Consider the following 14617-nt stretch of genomic DNA (forward strand, 5'->3'; position numbering starts at 1 on the left):
TGACCTGAGTGCGCGATCCGGCAAGGGGATCGAGGCGGATCTAGAGCCGCGCCCGCAGGGCCTTCCTGTCGAGCTTGAGCACGCTCGTGACCGGGACCGAGTCCACGAACCGCACCTCCCGCGGATACTTCACCCGGCCCACCCGCTCGCGCGCCCACTCGATGAGCTCCTCGGCCGTCACCGACGCCCCCTGCCGGAGCTGGACGAACGCCACGACCTCCTCGCCGATCCGCGGCTCCGGCCGCCCCACGACGCCCGAGCTCACCACGTCGGGGTGCCGGTTGAGCGCGTCCTCGACGTCGCGCGGGAACACGTTGAAGCCGCCGCGGATGATCAGGTCCTTCTTCCTGTCGACGATGTAGAGGTAGCCGTCGTCGTCCAGGCAGCCGATGTCGCCGGTACGCAGCTCGCCGCCGACCAGCGCGGTGCCCTCGGGGTCCGGCTCGTGCTCGCCCCAGTAACCGAGCATCAGCGAGTCCCCCGAGACGCAGACCTCGCCGACGTCCCCCATCTCCACCGCCTCGCCGTCGCCGTCGCGGATGGTGATCGTGTAGCCGGGCAGCGGCAGGCCGACGCTGCCCGCCTTGCGCCCGTCCGGAGGGTTGAACGTGGTGACGGCGCTGGTCTCGGTCAGGCCGTACCCCTCGAGGATCCGCACGCCCGGCATCCTGCGCTCGAACTCCTCCAGCACGTCCCTCCCGAGCGGCGCCGCGCCGCAGGTGAGGTACGAGAGGTCGGGCAGCGGGTGCGACTCGAGCGGCTCGGCGAGGAGCAGCTGGATCATGGTGGGCACGACGGTGCCGAACTGGACGCGCTGCTCGGCGGCCAGCCTGAGGAACGCCTCCGGCTCGAACCGGCGCATCAGCACCGCCTGCTGCGGCTCCGTGGCGTGCATGGAGGCGACCGAGATGATCAGCCCGTACGCGTGGGAGAGCGGCACCGGCAGCAGGGCGCGGTTCTTCCCCTCCTGGTGGGAGGTGTCCCAGACGTCCTTGGCCACCTTCCAGAGTCCCTGGTGGCTCAGCATGACGCCCTTGGCCTTGCCGGTCGTGCCGCCGGTGTACATGAGCGCCGCCAGATCGCCCGGGTCCCTGGTCACCGGGCCGCGTTCGGACGCTCGTTCCAGCTCGCCCGTGTCCACATAAATAGGGATATCGGTGGCGGCGGCCCGTACGGTCTCCGCCAGCTCGGGCGAGGTGACGATCGCGGACGCGCCGCTGTCGAGCAGGATGTGCCGCAGCTCCTCGGCGCCCACCAGGAACACCACCGGCGTCACCACCGCGCCCGCGGCCCAGAGCGCCTGGTAGATCAGCGGCACCTCCGGCGAGGTCGCCATCATCACGACCACCCGGTCACCTGGCCTGATCCCCGCCTCGACGAAGCCGCCGCACATCCGGCGCGCCCGCTCGGCGAGCACGTGACTGCGATGCCAGACCCCCTCGTAGAAGACCGCATCGTGATCGTCGAAGCGGCCCCATGACTCCTCGGCCAACCGGCCCAACGTTTGCTCGCTCATCACATGCCCAACCTGATGTGATCGAGGTTCTGCCGTCAAGGCTTGACTACGCTCAGTGGACAGAGCGGGGTTGGGGAGTAAATGGCGATATATCTCCCTTGTGGCTATTCTTGTTCTCTCGTTCGTCTAGATCGTGTAATGGTGGAGACCTAGGGGCCGTGGGGCCTGCCGAGAGCAATGGAGGACATGATCGACACGTCCGCGACAGCGGCCCTGGCGGTGAGTCTCGCGCGAAAAGCCTGGTCGGGCAGGGGTCGTGACTCTGCGCGACCGTCCGGTATTAAGCGAAGAAACTTGTTAGGCGACGATATTTTCCGTAGAAAAGTTTCCAGTCAACCCTGAGGTGACTTTCGTGGCCGAAACGCCTGAATCGGGCGAGATCGATCTCGACGACAGAACGCTCCGCCGGCACCTCATAACCATCTCCGACTACGTACGGTCGGTCGCGGCGCCGGTCACCAGAGACCTCAGCAGGCGGGAGGCGGACGCGCTCCTGCGCTCCTACCTGGAGCCCGACTGCTTCCCCGAGGCGGTGCGCCGGCTCTCCGTCCGCCACCTGCTCGTGCTCGTGGGCGAGGAGGAGACGGGCAAACGATCGGGGGCCATGGCCCTGCTCTCCCGCATGTCCCTGGCCGACGGCGACGCGATCACCGTGCTCTCGCCCGCCCGCACCGCCGCCGAGCTGCTGTCCAGGACCGAGTACGAGCCGGGCAGGGCGTACCTGCTGCACGACTGGATCACGGAGAGCACCGACAGGGTCGAGCTGGTCAACCTGGCGCGCAAGCTGGCCGAGCTGGGCTCGTACCTGGTCATCACCAGGAACGGCGCACCCTCGCAGGCGGTCGAGGTGGAGCAGCCGTGGTCCGCACCCGACCCCGGGGAGCTGTTCGACTTCTGCCTGAGGACGTACGACGTGCGTGCCGTGCGGACCCCGGAGGAGCTCGCCCGGGCCAGGGACCTGGCGCTGGTCCTGCCGACGCCGGCCGAGGTCGTGAGCCTGGCCACGCGGTTGGCGCAGGGCGAGGAGCCGGCCGGGGAGCAGGTGGCGGCCTGGTTCGACACCAAGCCGCCGCTGCACGAGGTGCGGGAGGCGGCGGCGCTGGCGTTCCTGCACGGGGCGGCCGAGCCGGTGTTCGAGCGGCAGTTCGCCCGGCTCGAGCGGATCTGTCAGACGCACGAGAAGCGCGGGCCCCGGCCGGCCGGCGCTCCTCATCCCTTGATCGGCTTTCACGAGGGGCGGGTGGGCTTCCTGGCGCCGCACCACCGTGGCCAGGTCCTCGCCGAGTTGGTCGGACGGTACGGGTTCTGGCTGTGGCAGCCGTTGCGCGAATGGGTGCGGTCGCTGCCCTTGGAGGGCCTCGAGGAGTCGGTACGGGCTTCGGAGGGCGTGGCGTCGCTGGCGGCGTACTCGCTGGGGGAGGTCCGGGAGGAGTTCCTGGAGGTGTGGGCGCGGGGCGGTGGCGCGGAGCCGCTGGCGGCGGGGAACGCGCTGTCGTACATGTGCGCCGACGACACGCTCGCCCCTGAGGCGCTGCGGCTCGCGCTGGCCTGGGCCGACGAGCCCGGGGACCCACGGGCCGCGGCGGCGGCGGTGGCGCTGGGCGGCGGGCTGTCCGTCCGGTACCCGGTCGACGCGCTGCGGCACCTACGGCGGCTGGCATCCTGCGACGGACCCGTGGCGACGGTGGCCAGGGGATCGCTGGCGCTGCTGCTCCGTCAGGCGGGCAAACGCGACGACGCCCACGCCCGCACCCTGATCGCCCTGGCCGCAACCACTGCCACGGGCTCCTGACCCCGCACACCCTGGCCGCTTGGGGTCAGAGGCCGGCGACGCCGGTGATGCGGTGGAGGGCGAAGCGGTGGACGGCGGCCCGGGTCTCGTCGTAGGCCGTCAGGTAGCCGCCCTCCATCCGGGCCGGCTCCAGGATGCGCGAGGTCGCGTTGCCCTGGGAGTCGAGGTAGCCGATCCACACGCGTACGCCCTGCTTGATCGCGTCCTGAAGGGCCGAGATGGTGGCCGTCGCGGGCCCGCGCGGCACCTGGCCGCCCGGCGCCTCCACGGGCTCGCGCCGCGCCAGGTGCGCCGCGTCGCCGGCCCGCATGGCGCGTACGGCCGCCACCGCCACCTCGGGGTCCAGGCCGTTGCCCGAGGAGACGGTACGGACCGGCGCGGGTCCCTCGGTACGGCGGCTGTCGAGCTGGGAGATGATCACGTCGCCGTCGAGCGACTCGGCCACGGGCGCGTACCCCATGGCACGCAGCGAGTCGACCAGCGCCGCCCTGGACGAGCGGGAGGCGATGACGGTGGGTGCCAGCCGGCGCAGCCGCAGCGCGGCGGAGCGCCGGTCGGCGGTGATCTGGTCGAGCAGCGCGGGGTCGTCGCAGCGGATGTACGCGCTCGCGGTGCCCACCCGGATGCGGCCGTGGCGCCTGGCCACGTCGGTCACCAGGTACGACAGAGCCTGTGGCACCGGGGTGGCCGAGTGGCGGGCCAGCATCGACACCAGCTCCTCGCCCCCGTGCCCGGCGTCGAGCGCCCGCCTGATCGAGCTCTCGCTGAACCGGTAGACCGTCGCACCGCCCTTCGACTCCACGTCGGCGGTGAGCGTCATCCAGCGGTTGAGCTCGCTCGTGAGCGGCCCTGGCGCGACGGCGGTGAGGTCGGCCTGGAGCAGCACGTGATCGACGGGCTCGGGCAGCAGCGGCGCCAGCGCCTCGGCCGGCTCGCCGCCGTCGAGCAGCGCCCGCCCGTGCGTCGACAGCGCGCCCAGCCCCGTCACGCCCACCTGCTCGGCCTCCCGTAGCGCGAACTCGGTGAGCCGCTCCCGCAACGGCCCCTTGCGGCGCGGCTGCTCCCACGCCAGCCGTTCGAGCACGGAGTCACGTGAGGGCGCGAGGCCCGGCGCGGCGGCCAGCACGCCCAGCGTGGCGGCCCTGACCCCGGGGGCGGAGGCGCGGCGCAGGTCGGTGTGCAGGGCGTTGAGCGGCCTGTCACGGTCGTCCCGCTCACCCACCAGCCCTGGCACGCGGTCCATCTGCAGCCACGTGGACGCGAGCGTGACCCACCGGTCGGCGGTCGCCCTGACCCGCCACAGGTCGTAGCCGGAGGTCGGCAGCCACTCGCCGTCCACGCCGCCGCCGGCCGCGATCAGCCCCGCCGCGTGCGCGACCTCGACCACCAGCGCCGCCACCCACTCGGGCAGATCCAGCTCGCTCGCCGTGCGCTTCAGATCGCGTACGCCGAGACCGCCGGTACGCAGCACGCCCGGCGAATCGACGCTCCACCGGTCGCACAGCTCCTCGACCGACCTGACGAACGAGAACGCCTGCCCCGCCGCCGTGCGGTCGGCCAGGTCCTTGTCACGCGTGGCCCCTTCGAGCGGCGGCGGTACGGCCAGCAGGCCGCGGTGCACCCGCCCGCCACGCAGGTGGAGCCCCACTTCGCGGGGCAGCGTCACGCTCTCCTCGCCCGTGGCCGCCAGCAGCCCCCTGGCCAGCAGCTCCTCGATGGGCGAACGGGCGGAGGCCACGCGTACCTCGCGCCTGGCGTTGGGCACGCGCCCGGTGGGCGGACCCCAGGCGAGCTGGTCGAGCGCGCCCCTGGCCTCGGGCGAGACGGACTCGATGAGCGCGGCAGGCTCGGCCAGCGCGGCCGCCAGCCGTTCCTTGCCTGAGCCCTGGGTGTCCGGCGCGATGTCGTCGGCCATCTCGTCGAGCTGCTCCGGCGGGTGATGCCGGAACGCGTCGACCGCCCTCGGACCGAGCCCCGCCGGGTCCTCGAGCACCTTGCGCACGCCGGGGCCCAGGTCGAGCGCGTCGTCGGACCCGTAGACCAGCGCCAGGTCAAACAGCCTGTCGAGCGCCGCCGACAGCGCGGGCCCGGCGTCGGGGCCTGGCCGATCGCCGCCCAGGGCCGCGCTCACGAGCTCGCGCAGCCGTTCCCCGGACACCGGACCGTCCTGTACGGCCAGCGTCTCCACGACGGCGAGCGTGAAACGGTCGAGCCGGTCGAGCACTCTGCCGATCGCCGACGGGCTGCCTGCCCGCGACGCCAGCCCTTCCAGATGCGCGGGCACCGGAGTGATCAGCTCGGGCCGCGCGGAGACGAGCGCCCGTAGCTGTTCGTCGGTGCGCCCCCTGATCCACTCCGTGAACTCCATCGTTGCCATGGTATGTCCCCCCTGATTGGGGCAGCATGGCTAGACGTGATGGAGCGCGCGGACCAGCTCGTCCTGAACTACGTCTCCAAGGCGGCCGACGCCGCCCACGGCGTGCTCAGGGCCGATCAGCGGCTCGACTTCGCCAAGCGGCTGCGGGCCAGGATCGAGGTCGAACGGCACGGCAGCCAGAACGCCCGCGAGGTGTCGAAGGTGCTGGCCAGGTTCGGCGACCCGGCGGCCCTGGTGGAGCGCGAGGCTCGCCGGCTGGCCGAGGCGGGCATACCCACCAAGCGCGACGCGGCGGCGGGAGTCCCTGCCACAGGCCATGATCCCGCATCCACGCAGGAGCAGCCTCCGGGTGCCGGGCCGGTCCCTGGCCAGGACGCGGGGTCCACGAGGCGGTTCCCCGCGATCGTGGACGACGGTGACGTGCCTGCGGGCGTGCGGACGTACCGGAGGATCGCTCAGGAGAGCCTCGGCGGGCGGCCGGGCCGGGGGCTGCCGTTCGCGGGGCTGCGCAGGCTGGCCATGTCCACCGCGAACCCGATGGCGACCGGCGGCAGGGACGCCAGGACCATCGTCAAGGAGCACTCGCGCGAAACCGCCGCGATGGTCATCCTGGTGCTGGCGGCGCTGCTGCTGCCGTTCGACCTGCCGCCGGTGGCGATCTTTGAGATCCCCGTGCTGGTGTGGGCGGCCGGCGCGGTGATCGTGCTGTTCAGCGAGAGCTGGAAGCTGGGCGACAAGCTGCTCGGGATCGGCGCGCCGCTGCTCGGCTACTCGGTGGGCGGCGTGCTCATCGGGGGGCTGCGGGTGGGGAGCGAGCCGGGGCTGCAGGCGTTCTTCACGCAGTTCTACGACGTCAGCGGCACGATGTTCATGATCGGGACCGGGCTGGGCGTGGTGTGGCTGGCCTACCGGCTGCTCGACGTCAGCTGACCGGTGCGGGGCTCGGGAGGAGCCCGACCGCCAGGCGTACCCAGGCGGCGACGAACTGGTCCTTGTCGGCGTGCCCCGGAAGCTCGCCCACGGTCTCCTGGAACAGGCGGTAGTGCACCACGGAGCCGCCGAGCACCGCCGAGATGCCCGTCCAGTCGAGCTCGACGTCCCTGTACTCGGGCTGCGCCCTGAACCAGGCCACGATCGCGTCGAACATGGGCTGCAGCAGCCCCTCCCGCACCACGGCGACCAGCTCGGGGAACTGGCTCAGGTCGCGGAAGAACACCCGGGTCAGCTCGGACTCCTCGCGTACCTTGGCCAGCCCGGCGCGGCACACGTGGGACAGCCGCTCCTCCAGGTCCACCGACGCTTCCATGGCGCTCAGCTCGGCCAGGCTCTCCGCCACCTGGCTCCTGGTGCGGCTGGCGTGCTCGTTGATCGCCGCGGCCAGCACCTCGTACTTGGACTTGAAGTGCCGGTAGAGCCCTCCGGCGCCGGGGGACAGCCCTGAGGCGGCCTCGATCTCCGCTACCGAAGTGGCGGAGTAGCCCCGCTCGGCGAACAGTCGCAGGGCCTCATCGATGATCCGCTCACGGGTTGATCTGGTCATATTTATCCTGGTACCTCCAGGTTGAGGGTAGCCCTAACAGCGGATACGTCCAGCGGGTCGCCGCAAGCGGCGGAGCGCGTGCTCATGGAGCGGCGCGCCGGATCAGGCCCGCGAGCGCGGAGCCGATGATCAGCCAGACGACCGCGGCGAGGCCGCAGTTGACCAGCGTCGTCCAGCGCGGATCGGCAAGCTGGAACAGGTTGGCCAGGCCCAGCGACAGCGATGAGGCGAGCGACTCCACGAACTGGTACCAGACGTTGGCGGGGTTGGCCTTGAACACCGTGAACACCGCGTACAGCACCATGATCAGCGCGGCCACCTTGGAGGCGACCTTGACCAGGTAGGCGAGGGCCGACACGGTCCGGTGCCAGGCCGTCACCGTCGGACGGGCCGGTCTGGCGGGCCGGTGCGGGCGCGGCGGGGCGGAGGAGGCGACGAGCCGGTCTCCGGCATGCGGCGGCTTGGGGGGGTCGGTCACAGCCGCTCCTCTCCGATAAGTAATTCCTTTCATCGCATTCTTACGGTCCCACAACAAGGCTGTCAGTAGGGGACCGCCGTTACGTGTGCTTGGACGCCGTTTGGCATCCTGCACATGTGATGACTTCGGTGGGATTCGACCTAGACATGACATTGGCTGACACACGAGCGGGGATCGCCGCCGTTTACGACGAGCTGTCCGTGCGTTTGGGCGTGACCATTGACTCCGCGGCAGTGGTGAGGAGACTGGGCCCGCCGCTGGAGACGGAGCTGGCCAACTGGCTGCCTCTCGAGGAGGTCGCGGCGGCCGCCGACCTCTATAGGGAGATATATCCGGAAATGGGGGTGCCGGTGCACACGGCCATGGCCGGCGCGCACGACGCGATCGAGGCCGTACGCGCCGGCGGCGGCCGGGTGATCGTGGTGACCGGCAAGAACCTGCGGGACGCCATCGGCACGGTCAAGGTTCTCGGCCTCGCCGTGGACGAAGTGGTCGGCTCGGTTTTCGGTGCGGCCAAGGGTTCGGCTCTCGCGCAGTTCGGCGCGGCGGCTTATGTTGGTGACCATGTCGCGGACATCGAGGCGGCACGTGCCGGCGGCGCCGTGAGCGTGACAGTCGCGACCGGCCCTTACACGGTGGGAGAGCTGCGTGAACACGGAACAGATGTGGCGCTGACCGACCTGACCGAATTCGCCGCCTGGTTCGCCGGTTGGCGCAAGCATGATGAACTCCGGTAATTGTTCGGGATTTACCCGGTCGCCCTGGCGCGCTCAGGGGCATAACCTACATCCATCCATCTTTTCGACTGTTTGAACGAGGTCCTCCTGTGCCGAGTGGCAAGGTCAAGTGGTACGACGCCGACAAGGGATTCGGCTTCCTCACCCGTGACGACGGCGGTGAGGTCTTCGTGCATTCATCCGCGCTGCCCACCGGTGCGGGGCCGCTCAAGCCTGGTCAGAAGGTCGAGTTCGGGGTGGCCGAAGGGCGTCGCGGTCAGCAGGCGCTGTCGGTCAGGATCCTGGAGCAGCCGCCGACCCTGGCCAAGGTCAAGCCCAAGGGCAAGCGCAAGAAGCCGGACGAGATGGTCGTCATCGTCGAAGACCTGATCAAGCTGCTCGACGGCGTCTCGACCTCCTACCAGCGCGGCAAGCACCCGGACGCGGCGCACGCCAAGAAGATCGCACAGGTGCTCAGGGCCGTCGCCGACGACCTCGACGCCTGAGACGGCCGCGCCCCGCGGTCGTCTCAGCCGTTGGGGTTGGTGAGGGGTTTGGTCGGGTCGAGGGCGTCGGCGCGCTGAGGTTCGCGCTCGCCGGCCTCGGCCCGTTCCCTGTGGAGCTTGGCGTCGGTCGCGCGTACGCGCTTCCTCCTGGCGATCAGCAGCCAGCCGAGCGCGGCCGTCAGGGCGACGGCCAGCGTGACCAGCCCGGCCAGGCTGCTCTGGGACAGCGACAGCACCAGCCCGACCAGGCCGCCGAACACCCAGGCGAGCTGGAGCATCGCCTCGACCACGCCGAACGTGGACGAGCGCACCTCCTCGCCGATCTCCCGCTGCACGATCGCGTCGAGCGCGAGCTTGCCGAGCTCCTGCGCGAAGGCCGTGATCAGCGAGATGGCCAGCGCGGTCCACAGGTCGAAGAAGATCGCGGTCCCGATGGCGGTCACGACGGTCACGGCCAGCGTGACCAGCACGATGAGCTGCGGCGCGTGGTTGCGCGTCCAGTTGGCCACGGCGGCGCCGACCAGGCCGCCCAGCCCGGCCGCGGCCGCCAGCAGCGCGATCGTCTTCGTGATGTCGAAGAACGGGTCCTGCGTCCCCGCGGCCAGCCACGGCACCGCCTTGTCCTGCACCAGGAACAGCAGGAAGAACAGCAGGAACCCGGAGAAGACCCGGAGCGCCACGTTCGCCCAGACGGCCTCGGCGACCGCGGGGCCCACCTTGAGCAGGGTGCGCCACCGGGGCGCCGCGCCCTCTTCCTCCAGGTCGGGCGAGTCGATGTGGCGCGGCAGGCGTACGGCGGCGACTCCCAGCAGCAGGAAGGCCACCATCGCGACGCGCAGCACCATCGCGCTGCCCAGCCACGCGGTCAGCCCCGCGCCGATCGGCACCGCGACGCCCGCGGAGATCAACGTGAACAGCGCCACCCGCGCGTTCGCCGACACCAGCGTGATGTCGGCGGGCAGCACACTCGGCATGATCGCCGCCCGCGACACGTTGTACGCCTTCGACAGCACCAGCACGCCCAGCGCCCCGATGAACAGCGTCGGCAGGTCGCCCGGCCCCACCGCGGCGGCCATCGCGAAGCAGAGCAGCCCCCGCCCGAACAGCGTGCCCGCCATCACGTACCGCCGCCCCGACCTGAACCTGTCGAGTATCGGCCCCACGAACGGCGCCAGCAGCCCGAAGGGCAGCATCGTGATGACCAGGTAGAGAGCCACCGAGCCGCGGGCCTCGCCCACGGGCACGCCGAAGAAGACCGTGCTCGCCAGCGCCACCGTGACCAGCGCGTCGCCCGCGCTGTTGCCCGCCGACAGTTCGATCAGGCGGCCGAGCCCGGTGCGGTCCGCGCCGTTGGCGTACGTGAGGCGCCGCGTCGCTTTGCCGACTTTTCGCGCACCTTTTGCCGTGGCCCTGCCGGCCCTGGCCGTGCCGCCGGCTGTGGCCCTGCTCGCGCGCGCAGTGGCGCGCCCCGCGTCGGTGACGCCGCGCGCCACCCGCCGCGAGACCTCACGCGCCCGGCCCCAGCCACCCTCCACGAATACCAGTCTTACCCGATTCGTCCGCGATCTCGGAGCAGGATCCCCTGTTGTGGACGTCTCCGGTCCGCCCATGGGTGAGAATGAAGTGTGAGCGAACAGCACCTTTCGGCGGAGGCTGCCCGATGAGCCGCACCAGGGCCCGCGTCTCCGCTCCCGACGAGGCGTGTGTCGCCGCGGTCGATCTGGCGCGTGCCGCGGCGGAGGAGCTCGCGCGTCCGGGGGAGCCCGGCGAGCACCTCGGCTTCGAGAGCGAAGGCGACCGGATCGTCACCCACTACTTCGCCTGTCTCGACAGGGCCTATCGCGGCTGGCGCTGGGCCGTCACGGTCACGCGCGCCTCGCGGGCCAAGAAGGTCACGGTCAGCGAGGCCGTCCTGCTGCCGGGCACCGGAGCGCTGCTCGCGCCCGAGTGGCTGCCGTGGAGCGAGCGGCTGCGCCCCGGCGACCTCGGCGTGGGCGACCTGCTGCCGACACCCGAGGACGACGACAGGCTCGCGCCGGGTTTCACCGAGACCGACGACGAGGCAGAGCATCAGGCGGTTTTCGAGTACGGCCTGGGCCGGGCCCGTGTGCTCTCGGCCATCGGCAAGGACCGGGCAGCCAGGCGCTGGCACTCGGGCGAGCACGGGCCGCACACGCCGATCGCACACGCCGCACCCGCGCAGTGCTCCACCTGCGGCTTCTACTGGATGCTCACGGGTGGCTTGCGGCACATGTTCGGGGTCTGCGCCAATGAGTACGCGCCGGACGACGGCAAGGTCGTCGCGGCCGACCACGGCTGCGGCGCCCATTCCGAGGCCGCCGTGCTGCCGCCGCCCGTCGAGCAGGCCATCCCCATCCTCGACGACCTGGGCTACGACCTGATGGAGGAGGAGGCGGCGGGCTCGGTCGACGAATCCGCCTCCGAAGAACTCGGCCACTCCTGATCGCGAAGGGCCGCCGGCCTCGCGGTCCGCACGTGCCGATTTCCTCCCAGGTCGTCGCACCCAGGCGGCGCGGCCCCGTGGCGTCACTCTCAGTAGAGAGGGCGTACGGAAAACGGAACTAGCCTACGCCTGGCCGCTACCTCTCAATCAGGATCGTGATCGATGACGTCCGACATCTCTGGCACCTACGGCACTGACCGGATGCGAGCCGCCGTCCTGTCCGCGTGGACGGCCTCGCCCGCCCGCTTCCGCGAAGACGCCAACGCGGAAGAGGACTTCGCGCTCGGCGGCTACCGCGACCGGCTGATCGTCGAGCTCGCCCAGAACGCCGCCGACGCGGCCCTGCGCGCGGGCGTGCCCGGGGTGTTGCGGTTGACGCTCGACGGCGACGTGCTGACGGCCGCCAACACCGGCGCCCCGCTCGACGTCACCGGCGTGGAGGGCTTGTCGACGCTGCGCGTCTCCGGCAAGCGCGACGAGTTCGGTGCCGCGGGGCGGTTCGGGGTCGGGTTCGCGGCGGTGGTGTCGGTCTGCGACGAGCCGTCCATCGGCTCGCGCGGGAGCGGCGCGGTCCGCTGGTCGCGTGCCGACACCGCGGCGGCGGTGTCGGAGATCCACGCGCTCGTGGGCGAGCTGGCCGACCGCTCGGGGCACGTTCCGCTGCTCAGGCTGCCGTTCGACGCGCCGCCGCTCGACGTGCCCGAGGGTTTCGACACGCTCGTACGCCTGCCGCTGCGCGACCGGGCCTCCGTCGACGCGGTCCGCCGCATGCTCGACGAGACGAGCCCGGCGCTGCTGCTCGGCCTGCCGGCGCTGGAGGCCATCGAGATCGACCTCGACGGGTCCGTACGTACCGTGGTCGCCGACGGCTGGCACGTCGTGTCGGAGTCGGGCGAGTTCACGCCCGAGGAGGTGAGCCGGCTCTTCGCCGACCGGCCCACCGAGGAGCGCGCCCGCCCCTACTGGTCGCTGCGCTGGGCGGTCCCCGTCACCGGCACTGGCGAGCCGGGGCCGCTGCCCGCCACGGTGCCGCCCGTGGTGCACGCGCCCACGCCCAGCGACGAGCCGCTCGACCTGCCCGCGCTGCTGATCGCGTCGTTCCCGATGGCCACCGACCGGCGCCACTTCGCCAAGGGTCCGCTGGCCGACTTCCTGGTCGAGCGGGTGGCCGACGCCTACGTGCGGCTGCTGCGGGAGCTGCCGCGCACGCCCAGGCTGCTCGACCTGGTGCCGTCCCTGATGGGCAAGGGCGAGCTGGACGCCAGGATCCGCCGTGCCGTGCTGGCCAGGCTGCCCTCGACGCCGCTGCTGCCCGCGCTGTCCGCGCCCGCGCCCGCCGTGCAGACGCCGTCCTTCGCCGACGCCGAGGTCTACGAGCCCGACGCCGAGTGGCAGGTCGAGCACCCCGCGCGCGAGCCCGACGGCGACGGCTGGGTGGTCGCCGGCCGTGAGGCGGCCGTGGTGCCGTCCGCCTCGGCCGAGCTGCTGGCGACGGTCGCCGACTTCGTGCCCGGCCTGCTGCCCGCCGGCTGGCCCGCCAGGCACCCGGCCATGGCCGCGCTGGGCGTGCGCAGGGTCGAGCTGGCCGACGTGGTGGATCTGCTGTCGGGCGAGGCCGTCGAGGCGCGTGAGCCGTCGTGGTGGCGCTCGCTCTACGAGGTGCTGCCCGCCGACGACCCCGAGTCGCTGGGCGCGCTGCCGGTGCCGCTGACCGACGGCCGGCTGGTGCGCGGGCCGCGCGGCACGCTGATCCTCACCGACGGCGGCGCTGAGCTGGACCTCACGCCGCTGGGGCTGCGCATCGTGCACCCCGAGGCGGCCCACTCCGCGCTGCTCAGGCTGGGGGCGGCCGAGGCCACGCCGCGGACGATCCTCGAAGACCCGCTGACCAAGGCCGCCGTGGCGCAGTCGCTCGACAGTCCCGACCCCGAGCCGGTGGCGCGGGCCGTGCTGTCCCTGGTGGAGGCGTCGGCGCTGGCGCCGGGGGAGGCGCCGTGGCTGGCCGAGCTGGCGCTGCGCGGCGCCGACGGCGAGCTCTACCCGGCCGGGGAGCTCATGCTGGCCGGCGGGGCGCTGGCCGGGCTCCTGGAGCCCGACACGCATCTCGGGGTGGCCGCCTCCGAGCTGGAGGAGGAGTACGGCGCGCGGGTGCTGGCGGCGGCGGGCGTGCTCGACGGGTTCGCGGTGGTCCACGAGGCCGACGTGCTGCTCGACCCCGACGACTGCGACCACGACCTCGACGGCGAGGCCGACTGGCTCGACCACGTGCTCGACCTGCTGCCGGAGCTCGGCGTGCCGCCTCTGGTGCCGGAGTTCGTGGCGGTGCGCGACCTGGAGCTGGTGGCCGACTGGCCGGCCGCCCTGGAGCTGCTGGCCCGCCCGCCGCTGCGTGCCGCGCTCCACCCGGTGCGGGTGGCCGGGGTGGAGGTGCCGTCCTACACGGCGTGGTGGCTGGCCAACCACCCGGTGCTGGGCGGGCGCAAGCCGCGGGAGCTGCGGCTCCCCGGGGCCGACCCGCTGCTCCAGGGCCTGTACGAGGACGCGCCCGCGGGGCTCGACGAGGCGGCCCTGTCCATGCTGGGCGTCCGTACGACGCTGTCGGAGCTGCTGGCGTCGCACGGCGGGCCCGAGGAGCTCCTTGACCTGATGGCCGACGCCTCCATCGAGGTGGACCGGGCACAGCTGCGCGCCCTGTGGATCGCGCTGGCCGCCGTCGACCCCTCTCGCGTGGCGCCGCCGTCCCAGGTGCGTGCCGTGCTGCGCGGCTCCATCGTGGTGGCCTCCGCGGACGACGCCGTGGTGGTGGAGGCGCCCGACCTGCTGCAGCTCGTGGCCGACCGGCCGCTGGTGCTGGCTCCGTACGATCTGGCGGAGGCCCTGTCGGAGCTGCTCGATCTACCGCTCGCCGGGGAGTTGACGTCGGGAGAGGTCACCTCGCAGGGGCAGGCGCGCCCTGTTCCCTCCGAGGTGCTGGCCCTGCTGCCCACCGCGCCGTCCACGTACGTGGAGCACGAGAAGCTGCTGGTGGACGGGGTGGAGTGCACGTGGCGCTTCTTCGAGGGCTCAGTGCACTGCACGGGGCTCGACGGGCTGGCCCGCGGCCTGGCCTGGGCCACCGGCCAGTGGAACGACCGCCTCGCCGTGGCGGCGCTGCTGCGTGATCCCGAGTCGGTGCCGCTGCTTCTCGCGGAGTCCGACCTGTCCTGACCGCCGCCGCGCCGGGAGCAG

General features: G+C 72.2%; 11 protein-coding genes. 6 read left to right on the top strand and 5 right to left on the bottom strand.

Translation table 11 applies throughout. From position 1 onward, the window contains the following. Positions 1–40: 40 nt before the first annotated feature. Positions 41–1516: an AMP-binding protein gene (locus AB0J64_RS02530; RefSeq protein ID WP_364019412.1), complete on the bottom strand. Its 1476-nt coding sequence runs from the start codon at positions 1514–1516 to the stop codon at positions 41–43. 352 nt (positions 1517–1868) lie between these two features. Here AB0J64_RS02530 and AB0J64_RS02535 point away from each other — a divergent pair, with 352 nt between their 5' ends. After that, positions 1869–3308, top strand: a complete 1440-nt coding sequence (locus AB0J64_RS02535) for a hypothetical protein (protein WP_364019415.1) — start codon at positions 1869–1871, stop codon at positions 3306–3308. Positions 3309–3333: 25 nt separating this feature from the next. Here the strand turns inward: AB0J64_RS02535 and AB0J64_RS02540 are convergent, their stop codons facing one another. Beyond that, entirely contained in the window at positions 3334–5676 is a 2343-nt protein-coding gene (locus AB0J64_RS02540) for a helicase C-terminal domain-containing protein (RefSeq protein ID WP_364019418.1), read from the bottom strand. A 45-nt stretch (positions 5677–5721) separates the two neighbouring features. On the opposite strand from AB0J64_RS02540, the gene AB0J64_RS02545 reads away from it, so the two are divergent. Then, entirely contained in the window at positions 5722–6615 is an 894-nt protein-coding gene (locus AB0J64_RS02545; RefSeq protein ID WP_364019421.1) for a hypothetical protein, read from the top strand. Here AB0J64_RS02545 and AB0J64_RS02550 read toward each other — a convergent pair. Next, on the bottom strand, positions 6608–7225 hold the full coding sequence (locus tag AB0J64_RS02550; RefSeq protein WP_364019424.1) for a helix-turn-helix domain-containing protein: 618 nt from the start codon (positions 7223–7225) through the stop codon (positions 6608–6610). The two genes, AB0J64_RS02545 and AB0J64_RS02550, sit on opposite strands and share 8 nt — an antisense overlap. An 82-nt stretch (positions 7226–7307) precedes the next feature. Further along, on the bottom strand, positions 7308–7703 hold the full coding sequence (locus AB0J64_RS02555) for a hypothetical protein (RefSeq protein WP_364019427.1): 396 nt from the start codon (positions 7701–7703) through the stop codon (positions 7308–7310). A 119-nt stretch (positions 7704–7822) separates the two neighbouring features. Here AB0J64_RS02555 and AB0J64_RS02560 point away from each other — a divergent pair, with 119 nt between their 5' ends. Then, on the top strand, positions 7823–8440 hold the full coding sequence (locus tag AB0J64_RS02560; RefSeq protein WP_364019933.1) for an HAD hydrolase-like protein: 618 nt from the start codon (positions 7823–7825) through the stop codon (positions 8438–8440). A gap of 89 nt (positions 8441–8529) precedes the next feature. Continuing rightward, entirely contained in the window at positions 8530–8925 is a 396-nt protein-coding gene (locus AB0J64_RS02565; protein ID WP_132331104.1) for a cold-shock protein, read from the top strand. A gap of 23 nt (positions 8926–8948) precedes the next feature. Here AB0J64_RS02565 and AB0J64_RS02570 read toward each other — a convergent pair whose 3' ends face one another. Beyond that, on the bottom strand, positions 8949–10460 hold the full coding sequence (locus AB0J64_RS02570; RefSeq protein ID WP_364019431.1) for an MFS transporter: 1512 nt from the start codon (positions 10458–10460) through the stop codon (positions 8949–8951). Positions 10461–10585: 125 nt separating this feature from the next. Here AB0J64_RS02570 and AB0J64_RS02575 point away from each other — a divergent pair, with 125 nt between their 5' ends. Further along, the gene (locus tag AB0J64_RS02575; RefSeq protein WP_364019434.1) at positions 10586–11389 is read left to right on the top strand and encodes a DUF3027 domain-containing protein; all 804 of its coding nucleotides are present in this window, start codon (positions 10586–10588) and stop codon (positions 11387–11389) included. Positions 11390–11551: 162 nt separating this feature from the next. Then, the gene (locus AB0J64_RS02580) at positions 11552–14596 is read left to right on the top strand and encodes a hypothetical protein (RefSeq protein ID WP_364019437.1); all 3045 of its coding nucleotides are present in this window, start codon (positions 11552–11554) and stop codon (positions 14594–14596) included. Positions 14597–14617 lie beyond the last annotated feature (21 nt).

It is taken from the genome of Nonomuraea sp. NPDC049695, from assembly GCF_040674955.1.
Lineage (GTDB): Bacteria > Actinomycetota > Actinomycetes > Streptosporangiales > Streptosporangiaceae > Nonomuraea > Nonomuraea helvata.

Bases quoted from the DNA above. Each gene is read 5' to 3' on its own strand.
- AB0J64_RS02530 (WP_364019412.1), bottom strand. From the start codon at position 1,516: ATGAGCGAGCAAACGTTGGGCCGGTTGGCCGAGGAGTCATGGGGCCGC.
- AB0J64_RS02575 (WP_364019434.1), top strand. From the start codon at position 10,586: ATGAGCCGCACCAGGGCCCGCGTCTCCGCTCCCGACGAGGCGTGTGTC.
- AB0J64_RS02550 (WP_364019424.1), bottom strand. From the start codon at position 7,225: ATGACCAGATCAACCCGTGAGCGGATCATCGATGAGGCCCTGCGACTG.
- AB0J64_RS02560 (WP_364019933.1), top strand. From the start codon at position 7,823: ATGACTTCGGTGGGATTCGACCTAGACATGACATTGGCTGACACACGA.
- AB0J64_RS02580 (WP_364019437.1), top strand. From the start codon at position 11,552: ATGACGTCCGACATCTCTGGCACCTACGGCACTGACCGGATGCGAGCC.
- AB0J64_RS02540 (WP_364019418.1), bottom strand. From the start codon at position 5,676: ATGGAGTTCACGGAGTGGATCAGGGGGCGCACCGACGAACAGCTACGG.